Below are 25,959 nucleotides of genomic sequence, written 5' to 3'. Positions count from 1 at the left end.
ACTACTTGGCCACCGGCACGAGAATCTCGGCACCGGCCGTGGGCGTCTCTGCCTCGTCGAGCATCGCGGCCGCGACTGTCGCTCGTGACGCGTGCGGGGGCAGTACCGGAGCCGGGTACTCGGCCAAGCGAGGGCTCCGCCGGTTCGCGCTCACAGGCCCGACCCATAGGTCGGGCGCGTGGAAGACCGTAGCGCCGCCCTCGAGTGCCAGCGCGTCCGCGGCGGCCTTCTCCTCCAGCTCCTTGCCGACGAACATCTTCATGATCGCCTGATACAGCCCGCCGCCTGCTCCCGTCGACGTGCCGGAACCGAGCGCGCCAAGCCACAACACCCGTGCGCCAGCCGCCGCGAGGACTCGCGCGCCGGCAACCAAGACGCCTGGCCCGTCGCCCTTACTGATGCCGAGGGCGGAGATGACGACGTCGACGTCGCCAAGCGACGGGAAGGCCTCCGGCGACGTGACGTCCGCCCGCCGAACCTCGACGGCACCGCCGGTCGGCGGCTCGTACGCCTCGGGCGCGCGCACCAGCGCCACCACGTCGTGCCCGCGCTCAAGCGCCTGCTCGGTCACCAAGCGGCCCACCTTGCCGGTGGCTCCAAGAACTGCAATCCGCATTGCCCACTCCTTAACTAAACATATGTTGGTTACCTAAGTGAACACCTGTAGGTTGGTATTGTCAATCGGTCGGACGCGAACCATCTGGGCGACGTCCGGCCGACCCACGGACTGAGAGGAGGGCGCCATGCCGGAGTCGCGACCGGAAAGGCGGCGCAATCCGCGCGGGCAAGGCCGGCTCTTGCGCGAGCAGCTCATCGAGGCGACGGGAGACCTCCTCGCCACCCTCGAGCACCCCGAGACCCTCACCTTGCGTCAGGTGGCGCGCGAGGTGGGCGTGGCCCCAGCCAGCATCTACAGCCACTTCCCCGACCTCGGCGCGCTGGTGCAGCACGTGCTGCTGATGCGTTACGCCGAGCTCGCTGCACTCATGGACACGGCGGCGGCTCGCGCGACAGACCCTCTGGGCGATCTGTGTGGGCGCGCGCACGCCTACGTCCGGTGGGGCGTCGCACATCCCGGCGAATACCGCACCCTGTTTGGTGGCGGGATCTCCCACGGCGATGTCTCCGTCAGCGCGCACGGCGCAGGGGAGGCCCTCCTCAGCGCCGTCGTCGCGTCCTTGGCGGAGGCCCGGCTACCCCACCCCGACGCGACAAGTAGCGAGGACCCGTGGGAGGCGGGGCTACTGCTGTGGACGGGACTCCACGGCCTCGTGGGCCTCTACAACGACCACGGCGCCATGGACTGGCCGTCGCTCGACACGCTCATCACTTCCACTGTCGCCCTGCACACCAGGCGCCTCCCCGAGGAGATCGCGGCGCGGATGGGCGCCCTTGCTCCCGACCTTCCAGATGCGACGGCTCGGGGGCATCTCGGGGACTCACCCACGTAGCGCTCGCCGATGCTCGGGAGGGCGCAAGGAGTCGACGATTACGACGCCGCGTCAGCTCCCTGGGCCCCATCGGTGACGGTGATGTTGTCGAACCTCCATTGGGCTCCGTTCGCGCCCACACCGGCATAGCCGTACACGTACGTGTCGTCATCGACATCGATAATCGGCTCGTCCTCACCATCGACGAAGACCTTGATATTCGACCCCGTCGTCACCACCTTCAGGTGATGGTCCACCGACCAATCAGTGTCACGCTGCACCGAAGCCAAACGCGTGATCGACGACCCTGCACGATCGAGCTCGATGAGGCCCGAGTGGTTCCACGCGACGAAGTACCCAGAATCGTTGATGGTGTCGGACGGGGCTTGCTTGCGGAACAACACCGCCGCCCAGTTCTGACCACCCTGATACGACAGATCAGCCTCGTAGGTCGCATCACGCCACACACTGCCCGTGATCGCCGACTGATACCTCCACGCACTGCTGCCACCGAGCGTGGACTGCACGTACGCACCATCAACGACCGACCACGAACCGCGGCCAGGCGACCACGCGCCCGCACCGGCGGAAAAGTCATCGAAGAAGTCGCCAACGGTATCAAGCTCAAGCGTCACATCGACCGTCGCCGACTCACCCTTGACCACGACCACACCGTCAACCGTGGCCGTGCGGAACAGATCCTTCTGCACCGTCATCGCGTAGGACCCGGCCGGAATGTCCTCAAACGCGAACGAGCCATCCGACTGAGTCAACACCGAATATTCATGCTCCTCGCTGACCACCGACACCGACGCACCCGACACCACCGCGCCAGCATCATCAACCACAACACCCGACACACCCCCGACATCGTCGTAGTCCTCACTCGCGCCATAGGCCGCAACAATGGTGAAGTAGCTCGCTGCCTCGTTGGACGTCGCCGCATTGCCTCCCAACGTGAGAGTCGCGCCGGCGGCAACCCGCTTGGCGAAGAGAACGAGCGACGCCTCTGAGCCATCGGCCACGACGGCACCCAACTCGGTCTCTTCGAAACCCTCTGCGTCGAGCCACGATGGCCACCACACGCCGCGCCCACGCTCGTCGAACGCCACGTAGACGACGGATTCCTTGGCGAACCCCAGCTGCAGGTAGTCGGACTCTGCGCTGACCCGCTTGTCGTCGTTCGCGCCCGGGATGAGCACGGCGCCAGCAAGAGACTCTGGGAATTCGGCCAGAGCGTAGGCGCGGTCGACGTAAGGCAATGCGCCCACGTCGCCGCGCCTCGCGTTGTCGAGAGAGGCAGGTGTCACCACGGACACGTCATCGAGGTCGATGGACAGCACGTCGACGTCGACCGTGGCTGCCTCGCTGAGGGCCGTCTGCCTCATGCCGTTCTTGGGATCGTCGTAAGTCGCGGCGACCTGCACCGACATCGGACCGTACTGACCGGAGGCGCGTGTCACGTTCCACGTCGCGGACGCCTCGCCTCCGGCAGGGAGGCTAGCGAACTCGACGGAGGTCAGCGGCGCTGCGGTCCACCCCTCGGGAAGGCGCGGTTCGAGGACGACGTCTGCAACCGCGTCCGCACCCGCGTCACCGAGGTGCGTGAAGGTCGCGGTGAGCTCGGCGCTTTCGCCCATCTGCGGCCCGTCGAACTCGGCGAGCGAGACCTGGACAGGAGTCTGATTCACCCCGACGTGATAGACGATCGTGTGAATGTCTAGCCCCTGGCTCAGGTTCACCGCGACGTAGTGGCGGTCGGCATACCAATACTGATTGTCGTCGAGCGTGATCGGTGCCGTGGTGAACGTGCCGTCGGCCTCAAGGCGCGCCTCGACGGGCGTCCGGTCACGATCCACGTAGACCTGCAAACGGCCGTCCTCTACGAAATCGGGGTGTGCGGACAAGTCGACCTGTCCCTGGAGGACGAAGGTCGCCGAGGGAACCGAGGTGACGTGGTCCGTCTCGCCGGTGCGTGAGGCGGTGAGCTCGACGTCCTGTGCACCTTCGACGACAGCGGACGCGTTCCCGTTGAGGCCGAGCGGGGTCGTGTCGTAGACCCGCTCCACGCTCGTTGACGGGTCAACGAAGACCGCGTTCTCGATCACCAGATCGCTGATGAACTTGTTCGACCGAAAGGCAGAGGCCGGATTCTGCGTCGAGTGGAGCGTGACATTTCTGGCGTGCACGCCGTCGACCGGCGCACGCGAAACGGCACTCGAGAATCGGAAGAGCTGCGGGCTCGTGGTCACGTCCGAGGTCGTCGTGACACCGTCGATCCAGATGCCGCGCACGGTCGGGTTGAAGATGTCCGACTGCTCGAACGGCAGGGTCTCGGGATAGTCGGCGTCAAGCTCCATCACAGCCCACTTAGCCTGCTCAATGACGCTGTCCCTCACATGCCAGTTCTCGATGGCGCCGCCGCGATTCGCGTTGGTCTTGAGCTTGAACGCCATCACCATGCCCGGTCCGCCAAAGGTCAGGTCGTGCGCAAAGACATCGCGCACGCCTCCGGACATCTCGCTGCCTGCTGACACACCAGCCGAGTTGCCACCGTCGTTGCGGAACTCGCTATGGCGGATGATGATCCCGGCACTTGCCTCTCGCTGCTCCCGGCCGTCGCGATTGCGGCCCGCCTTAATCGCCACACCGTCGTCGCTGACGGTCACGTCGACGCCTTCGATCACCACATTTTGGGAGGACTCGGGGTCGATGCCGTCGTCGTTGTTCCAACCTGTCGACTCGTACCCGGTGGTCTTGTTGCTATAGATGTCGACACCCCGGACAAGGATGTTCTGGGAGTTCATGGGGTGGATCTGCCAAAACGGCGCGTTGCGTAGGCGTACGTCTTCGATCAGGATGTTCAACGAGTGGTTGAACTCGATGAACGCAGGTCGGAACGTCGACTCAAGAATGGTTGCATCCGCGGGGACGTCCATGCGAACGACCTCGCCATCCACCATCGTCGGAATCGACTCGGGAGCCTCACCGTCATCGGTGAAGATGCGCTTCTCGACCGGTGTCGCCTGCGCGTTCATGACATTGAGCACGCCCTGCTGCCCGTAGCCGGCGTCCAGCGAGCGGTCCTCTACCGAGAGCTCCCCCCAGTAGCCCTTCTTCCAAGGACGCCAGTTCCACATGTCTTCCTGGGCGTCTAGCGTGCCGCCGCCAGTCACCGCAATGTTGGACTGCCCGAGCGCGTTGACGAAGGCGGAAAAGTTGTAGATGTCGGTGCCCTCGTAGCTGGTGAGGGTCACGGGGTAGTACTCGTTGGTCTTGTTGCGCATGAACTTCACGGTGGCGCCTTCCTCGACCAGGAGGTTCACGTCGTTGAGCAGCGTGATGGCACCTGAGTAGTAGGCGCCGTTGGCGTTTTCGGACTCGCCGGCGGGGATACGGACGATCCCACCGCCAGCCGACGAGCAGTCCTCGATCGCCGCGTTGATCGCGTCACCGTAGTACCAGACCTGTTGTTCCTTGTACACGAGGGGCGAACCCGTATTGGCGGGTGATCCGGCCTCGTTTCCATCGGCATACACCTCGGTAGCCTCGCGAATCAGATCCCCATACTCCGCATCGGTCACCACGCACTCACGCTGCGGGAACGTGGGTGTGTGCGCATTGACGGTGCTATCGATGGTGTCGTAGCGCGCCGCATCCCAGTAGTCGCCCGCAGCGGCCTGCTCGGACTCATCGTGGATGGCGATTGCATAGGTGCCAACTGTCACCCCATCCTCGGCGAGGATCTCGACCACGTCGCCGTGCTCGACCACGCCGGTGCGCGGGGACCCTGTGGAGTCGAGCACCGCGCGCGTCTGCGAGGAGTCATCGGCGGCTCGCAGTTCTGCGAGCGTGTCAGTGGCCGTACTACCCGGCGACACGGTCACTGTCGACGTCCCGACGGCGAGAACGGCGTTGGCGTTCCCCGCCGCGACGATCACGGTGCCGGTCGACAGGCCCTCGACATCTGGATCGTCGACGAGGCCGACCAGGCTCCACACGCTGACCGCGCCCGGCTCTTGGTTCCGCGACCACCACTGGGCGCGCCAGACCTGGTCGTCGTGGACGGCGAGGTCTCCAGTGGTATAGATGCCGGAGGCCGTCCACTGGCGGACGTTGCCGAAGGAGGTGTCGACGAGCGCGCCGATTTCTACCCAGGCACCACGGGGGTCGCCGGGTGCCTGGCCGCGAGTGGTCCACTCCGCACGCCACACCGACCCCTCGTACACGGCCAGGTCGCCAGCACTGTACGGCCAGGACGCCGTCCACTCGCGCACCTCACCGAACTCCGTCTCAACCTCGACACCCAGCTCCGCCCACGGTCCCGTCGCGCGGCCGGGCTCCTGGTACTTGGTCCACCATTGCGCAACCCAGATGGATCCGTCGTGGCGAACCTGTGCCCCTTCCTGGTAGACACGCTCCGCCTCCCACGGCTGGATCGGATCGGCGTCCACCGACACCGTCACGCTGACATCGACGGACACGTGGTCGGGGTTCGTCACTCCCTCGGGGAGAGTGACCACTCCGTCGACGTCGAAGGTCTGCGACGTGTAGGAAGACGGGTCATAGTCGCTGTCGTCGACGGCCCAGGTCACGTCGGCAGCTCCCTCGCCGGCGCTGGTGTGAATGGCGATCGACTCGGGCAGAGCAAGCGCCTCTGCGGACTTCGCCGTTCCATTCGCCAGGCCGACGATGGGGTCGAGCGTCGCCACGCACTCGAGCACCACTTTCTCTGGCGTGTCATCGGTGACGGTGATGTTGTCGAAGCTCCATTGGGCTCCGTTCGCGCCCACACCGGCATAGCCGTACACGTACGTGTCGTCATCGACATCGATAATCGGCTCGTCCTCACCATCGACGAAGACCTTGATATTCGACCCCGTCGTCACCACCTTCAGGTGATGGTCCACCGACCAATCAGTGTCACGCTGCACCGAAGCCAAACGCGTGATCGACGACCCTGCACGATCGAGCTCGATGAGGCCCGAGTGGTTCCACGCGACGAAGTACCCAGAATCGTTGATGGTGTCGGACGGGGCTTGCTTGCGGAACAACACCGCCGCCCAGTTCTGACCACCCTGATACGACAGATCAGCCTCGTAGGTCGCATCACGCCACACACTGCCCGTGATCGCCGACTGATACCTCCACGCACTGCTGCCACCGAGCGTGGACTGCACGTACGCACCATCAACGACCGACCACGAACCGCGGCCAGGCGACCACGCGCCCGCACCGGCGGAAAAGTCATCGAAGAAGTCGCCAACGGTATCAAGCTCAAGCGTCACATCGACCGTCGCCGACTCACCCTTGACCACGACCACACCGTCAACCGTGGCCGTGCGGAACAGATCCTTCTGCACCGTCATCGCGTAGGACCCGGCCGGAATGTCCTCAAACGCGAACGAGCCATCCGACTGAGTCAACACCGAATATTCATGCTCCTCGCTGACCACCGACACCGACGCACCCGACACCACCGCGCCAGCATCATCAACCACAACACCCGACACACCCCCGACATCGTCGGAGATGTCGAAGCGGTAGTCGTTGCTCATCACACCGTTGAAAGTAGCGGCCACGGTCACACTGCCGGCGAGTCCGGGCTGGAGCACGGAGCCGTCGAGGCTCGCGTGCTCCTCACCGGAGGTGATGGTCCATGCGGGCGTCGCCGCGTCGAGGACGTGCACGCCCCCGCGAGCGTCGGTCCCGGTCATAATCAGGTTCTCGAGGTCGTAACTCTCGCCGTTCTGGGCGAGCAACGTGGGCTCCGCGGAGATCTCGATCGACTCCAGTCTCGCTGCGGGCTGCACCTCTTGATCGTTCATGTAGTAACGAATCGAGGGGTCCACGGCAGGGCTGTCGAACGTCGACGGGTCGATCTCAGTCGTCGCCGGCGCCTTGCCGACGCCCATGTACCCCATGGGGTGGTAGCCGCCTTCCCAGTAGTTGGTCATCGAGAAGCGCAGGCTGGGCACGTCGCCACCGGGGTCGAGGACGGCGAGTTGGAGCGCGTAGTCCTTGACGGGCAAGCCGTCCGGCAAGGTGAAAGTACCCGTCTCAGTGTTCGCGACCGGAGCGTTGGAGTACTCAAGTACTCCCTTGCTCCAGTTCCCGCTCTTCTTCTTGTCCCACGTGGCGATGCCACTGCCCGGTTGCCAATCTCGCACGTCGACGTCGTCGAACGTGTCGCTCCAGACGACCTCTCCAGTGTCGGGATCCTTGAGGCTCAACTGAACCGGCCAGTCGTAGTACATGGGCGCGGAACCCTTGTTCGTGACCGTGAATGACACGTCGAACTCTTCGCCCGGTTGTACTTGGGTGGGGTAGCTGAACTCGTCCATGACGTACCGGTAGCCGAGGTCGCGCTGGATCTGTTCGGCTCGCGAGTCGATCAGCGCCTTGTTGTCGAGGTAGGCCTCGCGGCCACCCACGGCATCGTCTGCCGTCCACCGCGATCCGTAGGGGTAGTCACCGAGCCAGGTGAGGTAGGTGGCGTGAGTGGAGCGGATCGCGTTCGTGGTGTTGTTCCACAGTTCCGTGTCCAGGTACGTGTTGCGCACGAGGGGGTTGCCGTGAATGTTCGTACCGTTGTAGTCGAAGGCGGGCTCGCCGCCGATGGGCTTGGTGTCCCAGTTCGACGCTGTCCGCAGGTCGCCCCACGAGTCGTTGTACTGGCCGAAGGCGTCGGGATTCTCCCATTGACCCTTGTCGTAGTAGCGAACCTGGACATGCTTGTTGGTGAAGTACTCGGTGAAGTACCTCTCGATATTCGCCGGCTGTGCGGTGCCGTGCTGCTCGCCCCACGTTCCGAAGATGCCCATCTTGATGTACGACACGCGAGGGTCGTCCTCCCACAGCTCCGCGAGCCGTTGGATGAGGCGTTCGAGGCGCGCATCGAACTCGGCGCTCGTGAAGTCGCCGTTGGCGAGGTCGTCGGGCCAGTGGTCCCCGGCGAGACCGAAGAAGTCGCCAGAGTTGCCCGAGGTCGAGGTCGGGAACCTCAGGTACACGATCGGGATCACCTTGATGTTGTATTCCTCGTAGCCGTGCCACTGGCCCGCGGCGTCGTAGCCGCCCCAGCGCGCGTCAAAGTACTCGGCGATCTTTTCGATGCCATCGCTCTCGTCATTCTCCAAGGCATCCCACGGCAGGAACGACTGGATCTGCGTCGACCAGGGCTGGTAGTCGAGCGGCTGGTCGTTCTGAGGGTTCTCACCCCCCGTGTTGACGTAGAAGTGTTTGGAGGCCAGGCCCATCAGCGGATTAGCGATCGCGCCGTCGTACTCGACAGGTCGGACCGTGGTCACGGGCGCCTCGGCTTCCTCGGCGAAGGCCGCCGATGGCATGGCGCCGAGAGAGGCGACCAGCGTCGCGAGGGCAGTCCACGAGGCTGTACGCAGGGCAGGAGGTGTCATCGTGCGTCCTTTTCGTCGTTGAATGTCGCAAGGCGCCGCCAGCATCGTCGTGGCCGCGCAAGGGTGAAACGGGCAGGGAAGAACGGCTTGTCGGTCAGGTCTCTCGCCACAAGGGGATGAGCGGCCGAGGCAGGGCACATGGCCGGGGAGCGGGTGTGTGGCGCGTCGTCCGAGTGCGCATGCGCTTACCTCCTCGTAAGTGCCGCTTCATGTCAGCAACAGGCTCCAGTGCCGGTCGCGATCGCAATGAACCGTTCCATTATTGCCACACGGATGAGCGCAGCGCAAGTGCAGAGCCGAGATTTCTTACCGCGCGTCAGATTGCATAGATCCAGGTATTTAGCCTTGAAAGGACAAAGCGGAGCGCCAGCTTGCCGGGTCGACGACCGCGCGTGCCCCTCGAAGCCGGTCATGATTCGGTTCATATTTCGGTGCACCACCGGCTTGCCGTCGGCGCTCAACCGACCCAGTGCGGACTGCCGATGGCACCCGTCGCGCGTGGCGGGAAACAGGGTCTGGGGCGCGCACCCCCGGACCCTGCCCCCACTCACACCTCGGACAGCGCCTTGTCGATCTCGTCGACAATGCCCCCGGGAAGCACCAGCGCATGCATGCGGAAGGTGCCGTGCGCGCCCCACTCCATGGTGCGCAAGAACTCTCGGCTCGCCGGCAACCCCAGAAACTTCTCGGCGGCCTTGCGCACTGCCGCATACGCCTCGTCGTCGCGACGGATCTCGACGAAGGGGGTATCGGCGGAAAAGGTCGGTCGGCTCACACGCGGCCTCGGCACGCGCACAGTCCACTCGTGGTCGCCAGAGGCCACCTCGACGGGATCGGCAAGTCCAGGCACGTGCACTGTCGCCGTCGTATTCGGCGGCACGGTCACGCGGATGACCACCTCATCACCCTCGCGCGCCCAGCCCGCCGCGTGCGCGCCATAGGACGACTCGTACGTCGCCTCGGCGTGGTCGAGCCCGTCAACGAACACGGGACGCACCTCAGTGCGTTGATAGCCGGGAGCCGCGTGCGCGAGCCCCGCGACGCGACGGTGAAGCCAGTCGGCGATCGCCCCGAGCGCGTAGTGGTTGAAGCTGGTCATCTCCCCGGGGTTGACCGTGCCGTCCTCGAGCATCGAGTCCCAGCGCTCCCAGATGGTGGTGGCGCCCATGGTCACGGGATACAGCCAGGAAGGGTTCTCGTCGTTGAGGACGAGCCTTCCGGCTACGTCGACGTGCCCGGTGTCGGTCAGCGCGTCTGCGATGAGCGGCGTGCCCACGAAGCCCGTCGAGATTCGGTAGCCGGCCTGCTCGACCAGCTCGGCGAGTCGGTCGCCCATCGCCTGCCGGCGCGAGTCGTCCACGATGCCGAAAGCGATGGCAAGCGCGTAGGACGTCTGCGCATCGGACATCAGGCGTCCCGTTGCGGTGACGTACTGCGCAAGCCACGCCTGCCGCACCCGCTGCGCCAGTGCCGCGTACCGGGCCGCGACCTCGCCGTCGCCCAGGACCTCGGCGGCCTGGGCGACCACGTCGGCAGAACGGAAAAAGTGCGCGGTGGCCACGAGGTCCTTATCAGCCTTCGCGGCGGCGGGGCGCTCGGGCGGTGCGGTGGGGTCGAGCCAGTCGGCGAACTGGAAGTCGCCCTCCCAGAGGAGGTTCTCCCCCGCGCGGCCCGCCATCCAGTCGACCCACAGCCGCATGCTTGGGAACTGGCGGGCAAGCGTGTCGCGATCGCCGAAGCGCTGGAACAGCGTCCACGGCACCAGCGTCGCGGCGTCCCCCCACGCGGCGGTACCCACGTGCGCCGAGTTCAGCACGTCGGGCACCACGAAGGGAACCGAGCCATCCTCAGTCTGCTCGATCGCAAGGTCCTCGAGCCACGACGACAGGAACGCGTCGGCGTCGTGAAGGAAGGACGCGGTGGGGGCGAACACCTGGATGTCTCCCGTCCACCCCAGCCGCTCGTCACGTTGAGGGCAGTCGGTCGGAATCGACAGGAAGTTGCCACGCATGGACCACACCACGTTCTCGTGCAGCCTGTTCAGCAGCGCGTGCGACGAGGTAAACGTGCCGGTCCTGCGCATGTCGGAGCCGACCACGACCGCTGTCACATCAGCGGGGTCAAACTCGCCGGGCCAGCCATCGATCTGCGCGTAGCGGAAGCCATGGAAGGTGAATCGCGGCTCCCACACCTCCTCGCCCGTGCCCTCAAGGGTGTACGAGTCCGTCGCCGCGGCACGGCGAAGCGGGCGCAGCGCGAGCTCGCCGTGCTCGAGGACTTCGGCATGGCGCAGGGTGACCACGGTCCCTGCAGGGCCGCTCACACGAAGGCGAAGGTGACCGACGAGATTCTGACCAAAGTCGAGTACGGTCGCGCCGGCGGGCGTGGTGATGACCTCCACCGGCGCGAGTTCCTCGGTCGCCCGTACGGGCGGACTGGTGCGCGGCACCGGCTCCGGATTGACGGGGGCCGATGCGGCACTCACCCAGGCGGTCGGGTCACCCCGGCGTGCGTCGACATGCTCGCCGGCATAGATGCCGGAGGCGACGACGGGGCCCTCGTCTGTCACGTCCCACGACCCGTCCGTGATCACCTGGTCGACGCTGCCGTCGTCGTAGGTCAAGGTGAGGACACCCGAGAATGACGGCTGCGACGAGCCGTAGAGGCACTGCTCGAGCCCGTCCCACCCAAACTTTTCAGCGAACCAGCCCGCCGCGACGTCGGTTGTCACGTCGCGCTCCCCCGCAGCGAAGAGGTGGGTGACGTCGGTGGCGGCGTAGGTGTCTCGCACGCCGTAGGTAGTCCACCCAGGCTTCAAGCGCTCGTCGTCGACCGCGACGCCGTCGACGTACACCTGGTACACGCCGTGAGCGGTGGCGTGAAGCATCGCCGAAACAAGCCCCTCGCGCACGTCGACGGCGCGACGCAAACGTACGGGGCACTGCTCGGCGCGGGGGTCGGGGTGCGACACCCACGCTGCCGGCCAGTCTTCGCGCACTCCGCACACGAGCAGGGCGTCGTCACTCCACGATGACCACCCGGTCTCGGGTGAGTAGACACGCACGCGTACCGTGCCGCGCTCGCCGCTACCCAGCGGGCTGAAGGGCCACGGAACTCGAGCCGACGTCGCGCCGGCGACCTCGAACACCCGCGTGCCGCTCGCGCCGGTCCAGGCGACCTCGGCCGCTTCCTGGCTCCAGCCAGGCGCGTCGGTTGCGGTCGCCCAACTGAGGAACGGCGTACGAGTCATGACGATGGCACCAAACGCCTCAGAGTCGATGCGAGCGGTGACGGTGGTGACGAAGGACACGCTTACCCCTTGACTGCGCCGGAGGTCATGCCCGCGACGATCTGACGGTTGAAGAAGACGTACATGATGAGCATCGGAACCATGATCACGAGGATGTTCATGAACATGAGGTTCCACTGCGTGGAGAACTGCCCCTGGAGGGCATACAGGACAACCTGCAAGGTCGCACCGTCGTCGCCGGGGAGGAAGTACAGAGGGTTTTGGAAGTCGTTGAACACGGTGACGGCCTGAACCACGATCACGGTGACGATGACGGAACGCAGCAAGGGGAAGATCACCCTAAAGAAGAGCCGGACAGGGCCGGCGCCGTCCATAATCGCCGCCTCGTCGAGCTCGCGCGGGATGCTTGCGACGAACGCGCGGAACATCAAGATGCAGAACGACATCCCGAAGGCGACCTCGATAAAGATCAGCCCGTGCAGAGTCTTGTAGATACCCAGCGCCTGCATGACCCAGATCGTGGGGACCACGGCGGGCGGCACGATGAGCCCCGCGAGGACGAGGAAGTTGATGAGCGGGTTCCACTTCGACTTCCGACGCTGGAGGACGTACCCCACCATCGCACTCAAGATCACCATGATCGCGATCGAGCCCACGGTGAGCAGGGTCGAGTTGATGAACGCCGTGATGATGATGCCGTCGCGGTGCTCGAAGACCTCTTGGAGGTTCTCGAAGAACGCCCACTGCGTGGGCCACGAGAACTGCAACATCGAAGCTTCGGCCCGGTCCTTCGACGCGGTCAGGAAGATGAACGCGAACGGGACGAGGAAGACGACGGCCGTGACGACGATCGCGACGAGGCCACCGATGCGCGAGTAGGCGCGATTGGCCTTGGAGATTCCTGTGGCGCTGCTCACTGTTCCACCTGCTTGCGGTTGAGGAACCAGAACAGCGGGATGACGATCGCCGCCACCAAGAGGAACAGCACGACGTTGCCCGCCGTGGAGAGTCCATAGAAGCCGGCCTGGTATTGCTTATAGACCACCGAGGCCAGGACGTCGGAACTGAAGCCCGGCCCGCCCTTGGTCATGGTCCAGATGAGGTCGAACGAGCGCAGCCCGCCGATGAGGGACAGGATGATGACGGTCGCCGTCGCCGGCTTCATGAGCGGCAGGGTGATGTGCCAGAAGTTACGGAAGGCGTTGGCCCCGTCCACCCGCGCCGCCTCGAAATACTCCTGAGGAATCGCGACGATGCCCGCGATGTAGATAAGCGTCGCGATGCCGACACCGCGCCAGATGTCGACCGCGGCGACCGACAGGAGCGCCATGTCCGGGTCGGTGATCCACCCGGGCCCGTCAATGCCCACCTTGGCGAGCAGGTTGTTGATCAGGCCGTCGAAGGGATCCATGAGGACCGAGAACGTCACACCCACACCCACAGCACTCACGAGAGTCGGGAAGAAGATGACCGACCGAAGGTAGCCTCGGGCGATGATCTGGCTCGACAGGAAGACCGCGAGCAGGAGGCCGATGACGACCTTTGCTGCGGACGTCACCACCGCGTAGATGATGGTGTTGACCAGGCTGTCAAAGAGGTAGGGCTCAGAGAAGAACGTGCGGAAGTTGTCGAGTCCGATGAATTCCGAGTCGAAGATCGTCCAGCGCGTCAGGGAGAAGTAGAACGAGGCGAAGGTGGGCACCACGAACAGTGCGGTGTAAATCACTCCCGCGGGCGCGTAGAACCACATGGGGTACATGCTCTTGCGCTTGGGTGGCCGAGCCTTGGGCGGCGGTTCGGATGAGGCCGATGCCGTGGTGGGGGCGGGAGTGTGGGTGTCCGTCATGGTGGTGCTCCGGTGAGTCCCGGCCCGTGGCGATGGACGCCACGGGCCGGGGGTGGTGAGTGAGGTGAAGGTGCCGGATCATTCCGGCCCGGGGGTCACCAGCCTTCGAGACCCAGCTGCTGCGCCTGCTTCTTGACGTCCTCGTCGTAGTACGCGGCCGCGTCCTCCGCTCCGCGAATGCCGGAGCCGACCTCGACCATGATGTTCTCGAGGGCGGGGCCCTTGACCGGGGACAGGAACTCCAGGGCGGGAGCGGTGTTGCCGGCGTCGAAGTACGGGAGCATGTCCGCGATCATCTGCGGCACCTCGTCTGGCAGCGTGCATCCGTCGACAAAGTACGGACCCTGCGCGCCGACGGCCTCGGTCTGCACGTCGCAGGCCTCGGGCGTCGCCACCCAGCTCAGGAAGTCCTTCGCCGCATCGGCGTGCTCGCTGGACGCGGGGATGTAGAAGCTCGACGACAACCAGGAGGTCAGCGGCGATTCGCCGGAGTCGCCAGGCATGGCGAAGAGGCCGACGTCGTTGACGTTGTCCGGGGTGTTGTTCTGAAGCTCGGTGAACGCGAAGGTCAGCATCGGGTAGTGAGCGCCCTCGCCGAGCGCGACCATGCGCATGCCGTCGGGAACACCCGCCGTGGGGAAGTCCTCGTTCAGGTAGCCGGCATCGGCCACATCCTGGAGGTGCTGGAAGCCGTTGATTGCGGGAGGGCCGTCGGCGTACTTCACCTCGTTGGCGGTGTACTTGTCTGCCCACTCGGGGTCGGCGGCGATGACGTTGCCGAAGTCCGCGAGCACGAACAGCTGCGAGGTCCAGGTCTCACCATAGGTCTGCACCACGGGTGCCACGTCGGGCTTGGCCTCCGCGATCGCGGCGTTGTTGGACATGAACTCGTCCCACGTGGTCGGAACCTCGAGGCCGAGCTCCTCGTAGAGCGGGATGTTGTACATCACGCCGCCGCCCATGGCGGTGCCGGCGGGAACGCCGTAGGCGGCGCCGTCGACGGTGACGCCCGCCTTAAAGGTGTCGGACACGGCGTCGTAGTTCTCGATGTCGTCCAGCGGCGTCAGCGTCTGGCCCGGCGCGAGCGCCTGGAACAGGGAGCCGGCGTTGTAGATAAAGATGTCCGACATGTCGCCGGTCTGGAGGCGCGTCTTCACGACGTTGTCTCCCTCGGTGCCGCCGGGACGCTGCTCGATGTCGATCGTCACGTTCGGGTTCGCCTCCTCGTAGGCGGCGACGAGCGCCTCGGCGATTCCGATGGTGAGCTCACCGTTGTCGATGAGCATGCTGAGCTCGACGGGTTCGGCAGTGTCTCCCGAGGCAGAGGCCGCGGGGCCCTCCTCTCCGCCGGATGAACACGCAGCGAGGCCGATGGCGGAGACCGCCAGCATTGCCGGGAACGCCATCCTGCGATTCCTGAAAGTCATCATTGTCCTCCATTCGCGCCGAGGCCCCAATGCCTCGTCGATGAACCGATTCAACCACACGATGCGCGTGTTGCCAACCACGAAATGTAACGGTTCAGCGACAGTGGCGCGCTCGAGTCACCCACCCGAGCTGGCACGCACCACGAGCGTGGGTGCGAGCGAGCGCGGGCCGTGCTCATGCGAACCGCGGCCCGCAGCCGCCTGACGCTCCTCGTCGATCAACGAGATGGCGAGCCGGGCGATCTCCTCTTGCGGCTGCGCGATGGTGGTGAGAGGCACCACCGCGGTGCGGGCAAAATCGATGTCGTCGTAGCCGACCACCGCGATGTCATCAGGCACCACGACCCCGGCTCGCGACAACTCCATCATGAGCCCAAGAGCCACCAGGTCGTTCGCGGCAAAAACACCATCTGGCCGTTCCGTCGGCGTCAGCGCCATGATGCGACGGGCCGCGTTGACCCCCTCCGCCACCGTCAGGTCGGCGGTGCCAATGACCGTGACCTGCGCACCCGCGACGGCCTCGGCCGCCTGCACGGCGCCAGCAAGACGGTCGGAAACCTGGCCGACCGGGCCGCCCACGAAGCAGATCTTCCTGCGCCCCGCATCCAGCAGGTGCGAGACGGCCAGGCGGCCACCTTGCGTGCCGTCGAGGGTCACCGAGCAAAAATCGCGCCCGTCGGCATGCTCGTTGAGGAGCACCACCGGCGTACCCCTGCCCCGCACAGCACGCAGTTCATCGGTCACGCCCTCCACCGGCGCGACGAGAAGGCCACGCACGCGCGCCTCCTCGAACTCGCGCAGGTACCGCAGTTCGCGCGCGGGGTCCTGATCGCTGCTCGCGATCATCATCGACGAGCCGCCTGCCTCCGCGGCGACCTGCGCGGCGTGAGCGACCTCGGCGAAGAAGGGGTTCGCGATATTGAGGACGAGCATTCCGATGCTGTTGGCGGCCGAGCCCCTGAGCTGGCGCGCGTGCGAGTTGGGGACGAACCCGAGCTCCGCAATCGCACGGTGGACACGCTCGGCGTTGCGGGCGCTCACGGTCGGCACGCCGTTCAGTACGTTGGAAACCGTGCCCATCGACACGCCTGCATGTGCGGCGACCTCACGCACCCCTACCTTTGCCCGCAACGTGTGTCGCTCCCCTCGTACGCCGTCGTATCGATGTCAGCAGCTCACGACCCCTGGCTCGGGGCGCTGCACTGCTGCGCTCAGTCTGCCACGAATGAACGAACACAATGAACGGTTTCACCAGATAGCGGCGCGCGGGCGCCGTTGGCGCGTTCGCGGCGGGTGCACGCGTGAGGACCCGAGGGGGAACCACGCACGGGTCGCGGGCCACACCGTTGGTGTGACCCGCGACCCGTGACCCGTGACCCTGCGCCGAGGGGCCGCTTCAGGCCTGTCGGTCGAGGAGACCTGCCAGCTGAGCGCGGTCGAACAGCATGCCCTCGAAGTCCGCGATGAGGCGTAGCGGCATGTCTCCCGCCATCCGCTCCAGGTCCTCGCTCATGGGGAAGTAGGCGCCGGTCGACACGCCGTCTCGTAGCCTCGGGCCCACCACTGGGTGGCGCAGCGCCTCACTGAGCGACGCCCACTGGTCGAGGGCGGCCGTGTCGACATCAGGCTCTACATCGAGCACCGTGTGCGAGCGGAGGTCGCGGGAAGACGACCCCAACCACACCGAGACTCGCCCTCCGTCGACCTTCCACTTCCCGCCGCGGACATCCCAGTAGGCAAAGTCACGGCGCTCAAGCGCAAACTCGACGTTGGCCGATTCACCGGAGTCGAGCTCGACGCGGGCAAATGCCTTGAGCTCACGTGGCGCTCGGCGCACGTCACCGTCTGGCACTCCGACGTACAGCTGCACCACCTCCGCGCCAAAGCGGTCGCCCGTGTTCGTGATGGTGGCCGTGACACGGAACTTCTCACCCGCATCGCGCACCGCGACGTTGCCGTACTCGAAGGCGGTGTAGCTGAGCCCGTGCCCGAACGGGAAACCTACTGGACCGTCGATCAAGTCATGGTGTCGGTACCCCACAAAAACACCCTCGCCGTGCCGGACGTGGCCCGCTTCGCCAGGAAACGTGGCGAAGGCACTTGTGTCCTCAAGCCTCAGCGGGATGGTCTCCGCGAGGCGACCCGAGGGATTTGCATCACCTGTGAGGACCCTCGTGATCGCCGACCCGCCTGCCTGACCAGCAAGCCACATCTCGACGATGGCTGGAGCCGTATCCGCCCACGACGAGAGGACGACGGGCGCGCCGTTCTGAAGGACGATGACGACTCGCGAATGGTTCGCGAGGAGGCGCTGAGCAAGCTCGACTTGTGCGGCGGGAAGGTCGAGGTGGGGCCGGTCGTACCCCTCGGACTCGGCGTTCTCGGGAAGTCCCAAGAAGAGCACGACCGTCGTGGCCCGCGTCGCAGCGGCGCAGGCGGCGTCTGCGAGCGCGTCGTCGTGATCCTCGAGCGAGTACCCCGGCTCGAACGCCACCTCTTCATCGAACCGCGCACGCAATTCGTCGAGTGGGCTCTCGCGTCGCGTCGGCACCACTTGGCTCGAGCCCGAACCTTGCAGTCGCGGGCTTCGCGCCAACTCACCGACGATGAGCACCCCGGTCGCGCTGGGATCCAGCGGCAGCACAGGGCCATCGTCGACGGGATCGTTGCGCAACAGCACCATGCCTCGTTCCGCCGCGTCGCGCGCGAGTCGATGGTGCGCGTCGTCGTCCGGCACCGTCGCCACGTCCGAACGCCGTGTGCGTTCCGTCAACGCGAGTATGCGACGCACAGAGGCATCGAGGTCTAGCTCATCGATCTCGCCGGACTCGAGCGCACGCTCCAGGTCTTCCCGACCCGCGATTGCGGGTCCGGGCATCTGAAGGTCAAGGCCCGCCTTGAGTGACGCGGTCCGGTCGGAGACACCTCCCCAGTCAGACACGACTGCTCCGTCAAATCCCCATTCGCCGCGTAGGACGTCGGTGAGTAGCGCGCGGCTCTCGGCCACGAATTCGCCATTCACCTTGTTGTACGACGACATGACGGTCCACGGGCGCCCGCCCTCGATCGCGCGGCGGAACGCCTCGAGGTACACCTCACGAAGGGCACGCTCGTCGACGTCCGCCGAGATCCGCATGCGGTCCGTCTCCTGGTTGTTGACGGCAAAGTGCTTCAGGGAAGCCGCAACTCCTTGCTCCTGAATGCCTGCGATCACCTCCGCGGCCAAGTCGCCCGCGAGGACGGGATCTTCGCTGAAATACTCGAAGTTCCTGCCCCCGAGCGGGGATCGCTTGATGTTGACGCCGGGACCAAGGAGGACATCGACATCGCGCGCCGCCGCCTCGGCACCCAGCGCCGCACCCACGCGGCGCGCCATGCCGCGATCCCACGTCGAGCCCAGCGTCACCGCCGGAGGAAAACACGTCGCCGGTATCGCGTTGCCGATGCCAAGGTGGTCGCCCTCGGTCGGTTGCTTGCGCACGCCGTGGGGTCCGTCGGCGAGCTGGAGCGGCTCCACGATCTCGACACCTTCACGCGTCACTCCCGAGGTGCTCCAGAAGTCCGCGCCCACCAGAAGAGCGATTTTCTCCCGGACCGTCAGGTCCTCAGCGATCACCGCGGTCTCGACAGCAGTACCGGCCCGATCCCCCATCACAGGTGACGCAGGATCGAACGCAACTCGGCGCTGTCGCCTGCGGACGCAGCGCCGTGCGCCTCGACCATCAACTCCATCCAACGGATGGGACGCTCACCAGGCAGATCGACGTACAGGAGTTCCTCGCGTTCCCACGTGTAGAACTGGCGACGCTCGATCTCAAGCGCCTGCATCTCCTCGTGGGTCGTCCACTCCTCGAAGAACCTTCCCCAGTCGGCAATGCTCGGGTAGACGCGCTGGTGGATGCGCAACTGAGAATCGAGAGAGCCCGCAGCAAAAGCGCGGTGGCGGTTCGGGAGGGGGTGGCCCGCGGCGGATTCCACGACATCCGTCCTGTGTTCGAGTTCGAACTGCTGCTGCCACATGCCCGGACGGATCTCCTGGATCTGGCGGTACATGATGGGCATCGGCTTGCGCGTGCGGATGGCGGCGGGAGCCTCGCTGGGCTCGCCATCCTCCGCAATGTCGGGGGCGCGATACGCCGATTCGGGCACCGCGGGCTGGCGACCGGCCGCTGCCAACAGCTCGTCGAGCTTCGCCGCGGCTGCCTCACGTTGCGTCTGAACCGCTTGGTCCACCAGCTCGACCCATGCCGGCACCGTGTCACCGAAGGCGTCAACGTAGAACAGTTCTTCGCGCTCCCACTCGAACAGGTCGCGCCGTTCGGGCTCGAGCGCGGCAAGATCGAGAGACGCCGCACTCGCCTCGATCGCCGCGGCCCACTCCGCGAAGCTCGCATAGGTGCGTTCTTGAATTCGCGTCTGCGAGTGGAGCTCTCCAGCCGCGAACACGCGGAAGCGTTCCGGCTCGGGATGACCGAGCGGACGCATCAACTCCTCCGAGCGCGCCTCGAGCGCGAAGACGCGACCAAGCTGCCGCTCATCTCGAACCTCCTGCAAACGCCTGTGCATGATCTTCATTGCGTCACTCCTCGCTCTCACCGGGTACGGGGACACCGGCGTCCATAATCCCGCGCAACTGCGTGGCTTTTGCGAGCGTAACAGCCCTGGACAGGCTCCGCCTACGCCCCGTCGCACATAAACCGCGCACTTGCGCTTTTTTCGCGAGGGGTCCATGATCGCCTCTAACACCGCGGGCCGACGAAGGTTCGAGCCCCCTCGGGTGCATGACAGAGAGGTCACACGATGACAAGTTCCCCGGTCCCGGCCGAGGCCACCGAAGAAGCGCCCCGCCCTTCGAAGACGATCGGCGGCATGCGCTATATCGCCCCGTTCTTCATCGCCAATGCGGGCATGCTGGCGATCTTCCAGGGCCTGCAGCAGATCATCCTTCCCGCGCAGATCGCGTCTTTGGGCGACGAGAGCAAGGTGGGCTCCTACGGCCTCATCGCGTCCATCGGTGCACTCGCGGCGGCGCTAAGCAACCCGCTTTTCGGGGCAATCTCCGACCGCACGCGTTCACGCTTTGGCCGGCGCGCGCCCTGGCTGCTGCTCACAGCCGTCGTGTCCTTCCTGGTGATGCTGCTCCTTGCAGGAGCGTCGACGCTCTTCCTCATCGGTGCGGCGTACGTCCTCGTCATGGTGTCGACGGGCGGGTACCAGGCGGTGATCGCCACGACGGTTCCCGATCGTGTTCCCGAGCGCTTCCGCGGCACCATTTCCTCGCTGGCAGCGACGGGTTCAACCCTCGGCAGCATCGTCGCCATCAACATTGCAGCCAAGCTCGTTGACCAGCCCTTTCTCGCGAACGCCGTCATCGCGTCGATCCTCGTCATCGCCACCATCGTGCTGGTGGTGATTGCCCCGGACCCGACGGCGAGCACGTCGGCACCCGAGGCACAGGTCAAGCGCGAGCGCCAGTCCTCCTCGAGCTTCTTCGCCGGCCTGAAGGACCACGACTTCGCCTGGGCCTTCTGGTCGCGCGTGGCGATCATGGTGGGCTACTGGACCGTCTCGACCTACCAGCTCTACACGCTGACGGACTACATCGGTGCCGAGAACCTCCCTGGCGGCAACGTCACCGCGGCGACCGCCCTGCTGGGCACCATCAACTTGGGCTGCACCGGCGCCATGTCGTTCCTCGCGGGGCCGCTGTCGGACCTCGTGAAGCGCCGCAAGGTCTTCGTCGTCGTGGCATCGATCGGCGTGGGCATCGGAGCGCTCATCCCCGTGGTCATGCCGACCTGGACCGGCATGATCGCCTTCTCTGTGGTGATGGGCATCTCGTTCGGCACCTACTACGCGATCGACGCCGCCATCATGACCCTCGTCTTGCCCAGTTCGGAAAACAGCGGTCGCGACCTCGGGCTACTGAACATCGGCAACACCGGACCCCAGATCGCGGGCCCCTTCATCGCGGCGGTCATCATCTCGCTCGCCGGCGGCTACCAGGCGCTTTACATCTTCTGCGCCCTCGTCGCCGTCGCGGCGGCATTCCTCATCCTGCCTATCCGCAAGGTGCGGTGACTCCCGTGGGCTGGGCAGGCGCACCCAACTCGTCTGCCCAGCCCGCCTGCGCCTAGAGTGACACCCGTGACGAACAGCGAGTCCCGCCAATCCAATGCACGGGGCCCGTATGCCAAGAGCGAGCAACGCAGGCAAGTGATCCTCGATGCGGCAACGCGTCTCTTTGCCGAACGCGGCTACACCGCCTCCTCCGTGCGAGATGTCGCGGCAGCCGCGGGAATCAGCGAAGCCGGACTGCGCCACCACTTCGGCACGAAGGTCGCGCTGCTTCAGGAGGTTTTGGCCCGACGCGAGGCCGACGACCTCGGCGAAACTCGCGAGGCCCTTTCTGGCGCAGACACGCTGCGCCGCATCCTGGAGATCACGGAGCGCAACAGCCACCAGCGCCACGTTGTCGAGCTCTACGTCGCCTTGTCGGCAGAGGCCACTGCAGAAGACCACCCGGCGCATGAATACTTCGTCAACCGATACGCCTGGGTCGAAGACCTCCTCACCACTGCAGGCGAGCGCCTCCTGCATGAAGGTGCTCTGCGCCCCGGGATCGATCCGCGAACCTTCGCACGCACCCTCACCGGAGTGCTCGATGGGCTTCAGGTCCAGTGGCTCCTCCGCCCCGAAGTCGACATGGTCGCGGCAGCGCGAGCATTTATCGACTCGCAACTGCTGATGCCGCTCGCGGAGCTCGCGACTCCACCTCCACAGCCGCTGGACTAGCGAACACGCAGCGTTTCAGCGTCGCCTCTGGAACGCCTGGCGACGTCGAAGGCGGCAGTTGCACGGGCCCGTCGAGCGCCCCGAGAGTCACGATGTGAGCTCAGCGCGCCATGGATCCCCTGCGTAGACCCTGAAACCGAGGAATGCGCGCACCGTGGCGGAGCTCACACGACCCGATTTGGGACCGCATTCACTCGCCCCAGCGATACGTATCTCCGTTCGACACCAGGCGTGCATTCACGATCCGGACTGGGCCCCCGACAACAGAACAAAACCGGGCAAGACGGGAGCAGTTGCGCACCTTCCCCAATACCGGCACAATCGACCTGGCGTTTCGATTCGTATCGACAGCGACGGGTCGGGGCGTCACCCCTACGAACAACGACGTGACGTCAGGAGACAACGATGTCTACACCTATACGCCGGCGGACGGGCGCCACACTCGCCGCTCTCGCGGTGTGTGCCAGCCTCACCGCTCTTACTCCCGCGGAGGCCTCGGAGCCTGCAACCTCCGGGGCCAATCCGATCTCCGAGATCCAGCAGAACACGGACCCGAACGCCAAAGAGCAAGTCATGCTCGTCGACGGCGAGCCGTTCTTCTTCAACGGGACACAGATCCGCACTGACTGGATTCAGAACAACACCACGTGGACGGACGCCGAGTATCAGCGTGTCTACAACGAAGCGGCAGAGGACGGGTTCACCGTGGCGAACTCTCACCTCAACTGGCTCGACATCCAACCGGACCAGGTCTATTCCGCGACCACGTCCGGGTACGTTGCGGCCGGAACGCACGCCGACACGAACTTCTCATCGGAGGAGTCGTTGAAGGTTCGCTTCGATCCGGAGAACCCCGACGCTCAAGCGATCTCCTACTTCCAGTTCGACTTCTCGGACATCTCCGGGTCGTCGGCCGATGCCTCCAAGATCCGCATCCGAGTCAACGAGAAGGATGCCGGCACGGCCCACCTGCGCCTCTACGGCATCGCCGACAACTCATGGGACGCCTCGACCATGACCTGGAATTCGGGTTCGCCGAACCATGACGACTACGCCATCACCGGCGAGGAGGGGATCGACTACGTCGACCTCGGCGGGACTCCCTCGTGGGATCCCATTGACCAGGTGCACGTGTACGACTTCGACGTGACCGACTTCCTCAACGACATCGCCTATCCCCAGGGCAAGCTGGCGAGTTTCATGCTCGTCGCCGACGGCAGCAACTCCGTGGGCGTCAGCATCGACGGAGCGGGCGCGTCGGTGTCACCCAAGCTCGTGATCTCACGCGCTGACGTGTGGGACTACTCCTGGGTCGACAAGATGGTGGGCTGGGCCGAGTCCGCCGAAATGAAGATGGAGATCCTGTGGCTGGGATCGCAGATCGTGAAAGTTACCGCGGACAACTCCACCCCGTACTACGTCATCCGCAACTACGAGAAGGCCCAAGCCAAGGACGGCTCCACCCTCGTGAAGAAGGGCGGCGGACCCGACGTCCGAAAGAACACCACGTACATGTACATGATGTCGCTCGACGACCCGCAGTTGCGTGAGCTCGAGTACACCGCACTCCAGAGCGTCTTCGACCACATCGCGCAGTACGACGACGCTCACGGAAACAAGCACACGGTCATCGGCGCACAGCTCGTGAATGAACCCGGCGCCGCGATCTTCGGCGGCAGGTCGTACGCCCCCTATAGCCAGGCTGCGTACGAAGCGGGCGGCTACACGTCGGCCTCCAAGTTCATGAACCAGTCCTTCATGGACTACTCCCAGAACCTCGGGGCCGCGGTCAAGCAGTCCGATTACCCGGTCTACACCCGTATCAACTTCCATTCGGCGGAGATGAACTACGTCTACAACAACGAGCAGATGAAGGCTCGCGGTGAGACCTCGTACGTCGACTTCGTGGGATACGACCCCTACTTCGACGACACCAACGAGGCATATCTCTATGGTCAGGGCCTGTGGGACGACCGCTACTACGAGCGATACGACCACGGCGGCAACCTGCCCATGGTGATGGAAAACTCGGGGCGTCTCGACAACGGCGATTACCTCGCACTCGCCACCATTGCAGGCGGTGCCGTCTACAACCAGTACCAGTACATTGGCGGCGGCCCGTTCGGCATGTACTTCTACGACTTTGCCGCGCAGAACACCAACGTCGAGGGTATTGCCGCCACCAACAACTGGCTCAAGACGTTCGCGTACGACCTCGCCACCAAGTCACCCGACAGCAATGGCGGCGACCAACTGAAATTCTTCAATGCCCGTGCGAACGAATCGTCGACCTCGACGAAGAACATCCGTAGCGTGCCCGTGACGTACACGACCACGAACAAGGGCGTCGGGGTGGCGATCGAGAAGGCCGACGACACGATTGCCCTGGCGAGCAAGACTGACGCGCTGTTCACGCTGGATGGGCTCGCGCAGTACGGACCTGTGGAGGTCACGAGCGGCCACTACGACGCAAACGACGAGTGGAGCGTCGAGGCCGCCAAGGGATTCACCACGGTGGACGGCGACATCGTCCTCGAACTCGAGGCGTACGAGACGGTCCAGGTCGTCACGACGCACCCGATTGCCGCATCGGCCACCACGACGGTCCTCGACGAAGGATTCGACAGCCAGGCGACCTGGGCGTCGCCAGAGGGCTGGACCGTCTCCCCCAACGACACCATCGCGGAGGTCTACCCGAAGCCGGGCGACGCGGACAAGAGCCTTAGGCTCCGCCGCACGTCGAGCGTCGAAGGCGAGACCTACGCCGACAAGGAGATCGATCCGGTCGACGGGACAGTACGAGTCTCGGCTCGCATCCTCAAGGACGCCACGAGCCAAGGCCTGCGTGCCCCATACGTCTATGACAGCAGCGGCAGCCTCATCGCCGGAGTTGACTTCACCGACGCCGGAAAGATCGCCTACGTCACGTCCGAGGGTGGCAGCGTCGAGCTCCAGGGGTACATCACCAGGAAGTTCTACGAGGTTACGCTGGAAATCGACACCGCTCGCGATGTGTTGTCACTCGCGATCGACGGCAAGGTCATGGCCGACGACGTGCCGCTGGTCCAGGCCACCGACGACGTCGCGAAGGTGAGATTCTCCACCGGAGACAAGAGCATCGCGTACATCGACAAAGTCACGGTCGCCGCGACTCCGATCGCCGCGCCCACGGTGGACCTCACCCGCCCGGAGGCCATCCTCGTGTCGCCGGCAACGGCGGGACCGTTCAGCGCGGTGCACGTCCAGGTTGACGCGTCGGACAACCAGGGGTTGGCGACGCTCGTCGCCAACATCTACCGGGATGGCACGCTCGTCAAGAGCACCCAGACCAAGGCCAACGGCGCTACGTCGGCAACTCACGAGGCCACGGTCAACCTGCCCGACGGGAGCTACACCGTCAAATACAACGCGCATGACGTCGCGGGCAATGTCTCGGCGACTGGCCAGGCGGCGTTCGTCGTCGATACGACGGCGCCCACTGTCACAGTCAAGACCGGGGCATCATTCACCGTCGACAACGGTGACGCCTACGACGTCGTGAGTTTCAAGCTGTACGACTCGGGCAAGGTCGATCGCGTTGAGATCAACGGGGTCGTCAAAGACCTCGTGAACAACGCGTGGTCCGACGTCAACACGGTGCGTGCCGGAAGCCTCGGCGCCGTCGCGGGGTCCAACACCCTGCGGGTGTACGACGTGGCAGGCAATGTCACGACCCGCACGTTCGAACTGAGTTAGGCCACGCACCAAGGAGGGGTGGGGAGGACGGTGATGCCGTCCTCCCCACCCCTCCTCA

The 25,959-nt window shown here is 65.2% G+C and carries 13 protein-coding genes; 4 read left to right on the top strand and 9 right to left on the bottom strand.

Features of this window, described 5'->3' with window-relative positions; genetic code table 11:
- Window position 1: 1 nt before the first annotated feature.
- Window positions 2-616, bottom strand: coding sequence for an NAD(P)-dependent oxidoreductase (locus tag B7K24_RS05270; protein WP_084129066.1), 615 nt, complete (start codon window positions 614-616; stop codon window positions 2-4).
- 127 nt (window positions 617-743) lie between these two features.
- On the opposite strand from B7K24_RS05270, the gene B7K24_RS05265 reads away from it, so the two are divergent.
- Window positions 744-1,451, top strand: coding sequence for a TetR/AcrR family transcriptional regulator (locus B7K24_RS05265; RefSeq protein WP_084129065.1), 708 nt, complete (start codon window positions 744-746; stop codon window positions 1,449-1,451).
- A 38-nt stretch (window positions 1,452-1,489) separates the two neighbouring features.
- Here the strand turns inward: B7K24_RS05265 and B7K24_RS05260 are convergent, their stop codons facing one another.
- From B7K24_RS05260 to B7K24_RS05225, 8 genes are all read right to left on the bottom strand, one after another.
- Entirely contained in the window at window positions 1,490-8,848 is a 7,359-nt protein-coding gene (locus B7K24_RS05260; protein ID WP_159449158.1) for a beta-sandwich domain-containing protein, read from the bottom strand.
- 547 nt (window positions 8,849-9,395) lie between these two features.
- Window positions 9,396-12,158: an alpha-L-rhamnosidase gene (locus B7K24_RS05255; protein ID WP_144268133.1), complete on the bottom strand. Its 2,763-nt coding sequence runs from the start codon at window positions 12,156-12,158 to the stop codon at window positions 9,396-9,398.
- 2 nt (window positions 12,159-12,160) lie between these two features.
- Window positions 12,161-13,015, bottom strand: a complete 855-nt coding sequence (locus B7K24_RS05250; protein WP_084129063.1) for a carbohydrate ABC transporter permease — start codon at window positions 13,013-13,015, stop codon at window positions 12,161-12,163.
- Window positions 13,012-13,944 carry a carbohydrate ABC transporter permease gene (locus tag B7K24_RS05245; protein WP_084129062.1) on the bottom strand — a complete coding sequence of 311 codons (933 nt, stop codon included), beginning with the start codon at window positions 13,942-13,944 and terminating at the stop codon, window positions 13,012-13,014. The genes B7K24_RS05250 and B7K24_RS05245 overlap by 4 nt, the downstream gene beginning before the upstream one ends.
- 95 nt (window positions 13,945-14,039) lie before the next feature.
- Window positions 14,040-15,371, bottom strand: a complete 1,332-nt coding sequence (locus B7K24_RS05240; RefSeq protein ID WP_234986557.1) for an ABC transporter substrate-binding protein — start codon at window positions 15,369-15,371, stop codon at window positions 14,040-14,042.
- A 117-nt stretch (window positions 15,372-15,488) separates the two neighbouring features.
- Window positions 15,489-16,484 carry a LacI family DNA-binding transcriptional regulator gene (locus B7K24_RS05235; protein WP_255372778.1) on the bottom strand — a complete coding sequence of 332 codons (996 nt, stop codon included), beginning with the start codon at window positions 16,482-16,484 and terminating at the stop codon, window positions 15,489-15,491.
- 283 nt (window positions 16,485-16,767) lie between these two features.
- Window positions 16,768-18,987 (bottom strand): glycoside hydrolase family 3 C-terminal domain-containing protein, encoded by a 2,220-nt coding sequence (locus B7K24_RS05230; RefSeq protein ID WP_234986556.1) that lies wholly within the window; start codon window positions 18,985-18,987, stop codon window positions 16,768-16,770.
- 35 nt (window positions 18,988-19,022) lie between these two features.
- The gene (locus B7K24_RS05225) at window positions 19,023-19,946 is read right to left on the bottom strand and encodes a hypothetical protein (RefSeq protein WP_084129059.1); all 924 of its coding nucleotides are present in this window, start codon (window positions 19,944-19,946) and stop codon (window positions 19,023-19,025) included.
- Between the two features lie 294 nt (window positions 19,947-20,240).
- Between B7K24_RS05225 and B7K24_RS05220 the strand changes: the two genes are divergently transcribed.
- From B7K24_RS05220 to B7K24_RS05210, 3 genes are all read left to right on the top strand, one after another.
- Window positions 20,241-21,452 carry an MFS transporter gene (locus B7K24_RS05220; protein WP_159449157.1) on the top strand — a complete coding sequence of 404 codons (1,212 nt, stop codon included), beginning with the start codon at window positions 20,241-20,243 and terminating at the stop codon, window positions 21,450-21,452.
- A gap of 66 nt (window positions 21,453-21,518) precedes the next feature.
- On the top strand, window positions 21,519-22,166 hold the full coding sequence (locus B7K24_RS05215; RefSeq protein WP_084129057.1) for a TetR/AcrR family transcriptional regulator: 648 nt from the start codon (window positions 21,519-21,521) through the stop codon (window positions 22,164-22,166).
- Window positions 22,167-22,571: 405 nt separating this feature from the next.
- On the top strand, window positions 22,572-25,901 hold the full coding sequence (locus B7K24_RS05210; protein ID WP_144268131.1) for a DUF4978 domain-containing protein: 3,330 nt from the start codon (window positions 22,572-22,574) through the stop codon (window positions 25,899-25,901).
- Window positions 25,902-25,959 lie beyond the last annotated feature (58 nt).

The organism is Demequina sp. NBRC 110055, assembly GCF_002090135.1.
In the GTDB taxonomy this organism is placed as follows: domain Bacteria; phylum Actinomycetota; class Actinomycetes; order Actinomycetales; family Demequinaceae; genus Demequina.
The sequence above is the reverse complement of the archived record's forward strand: the minus strand, read 5'-3'. Positions and strand labels throughout refer to the sequence as shown.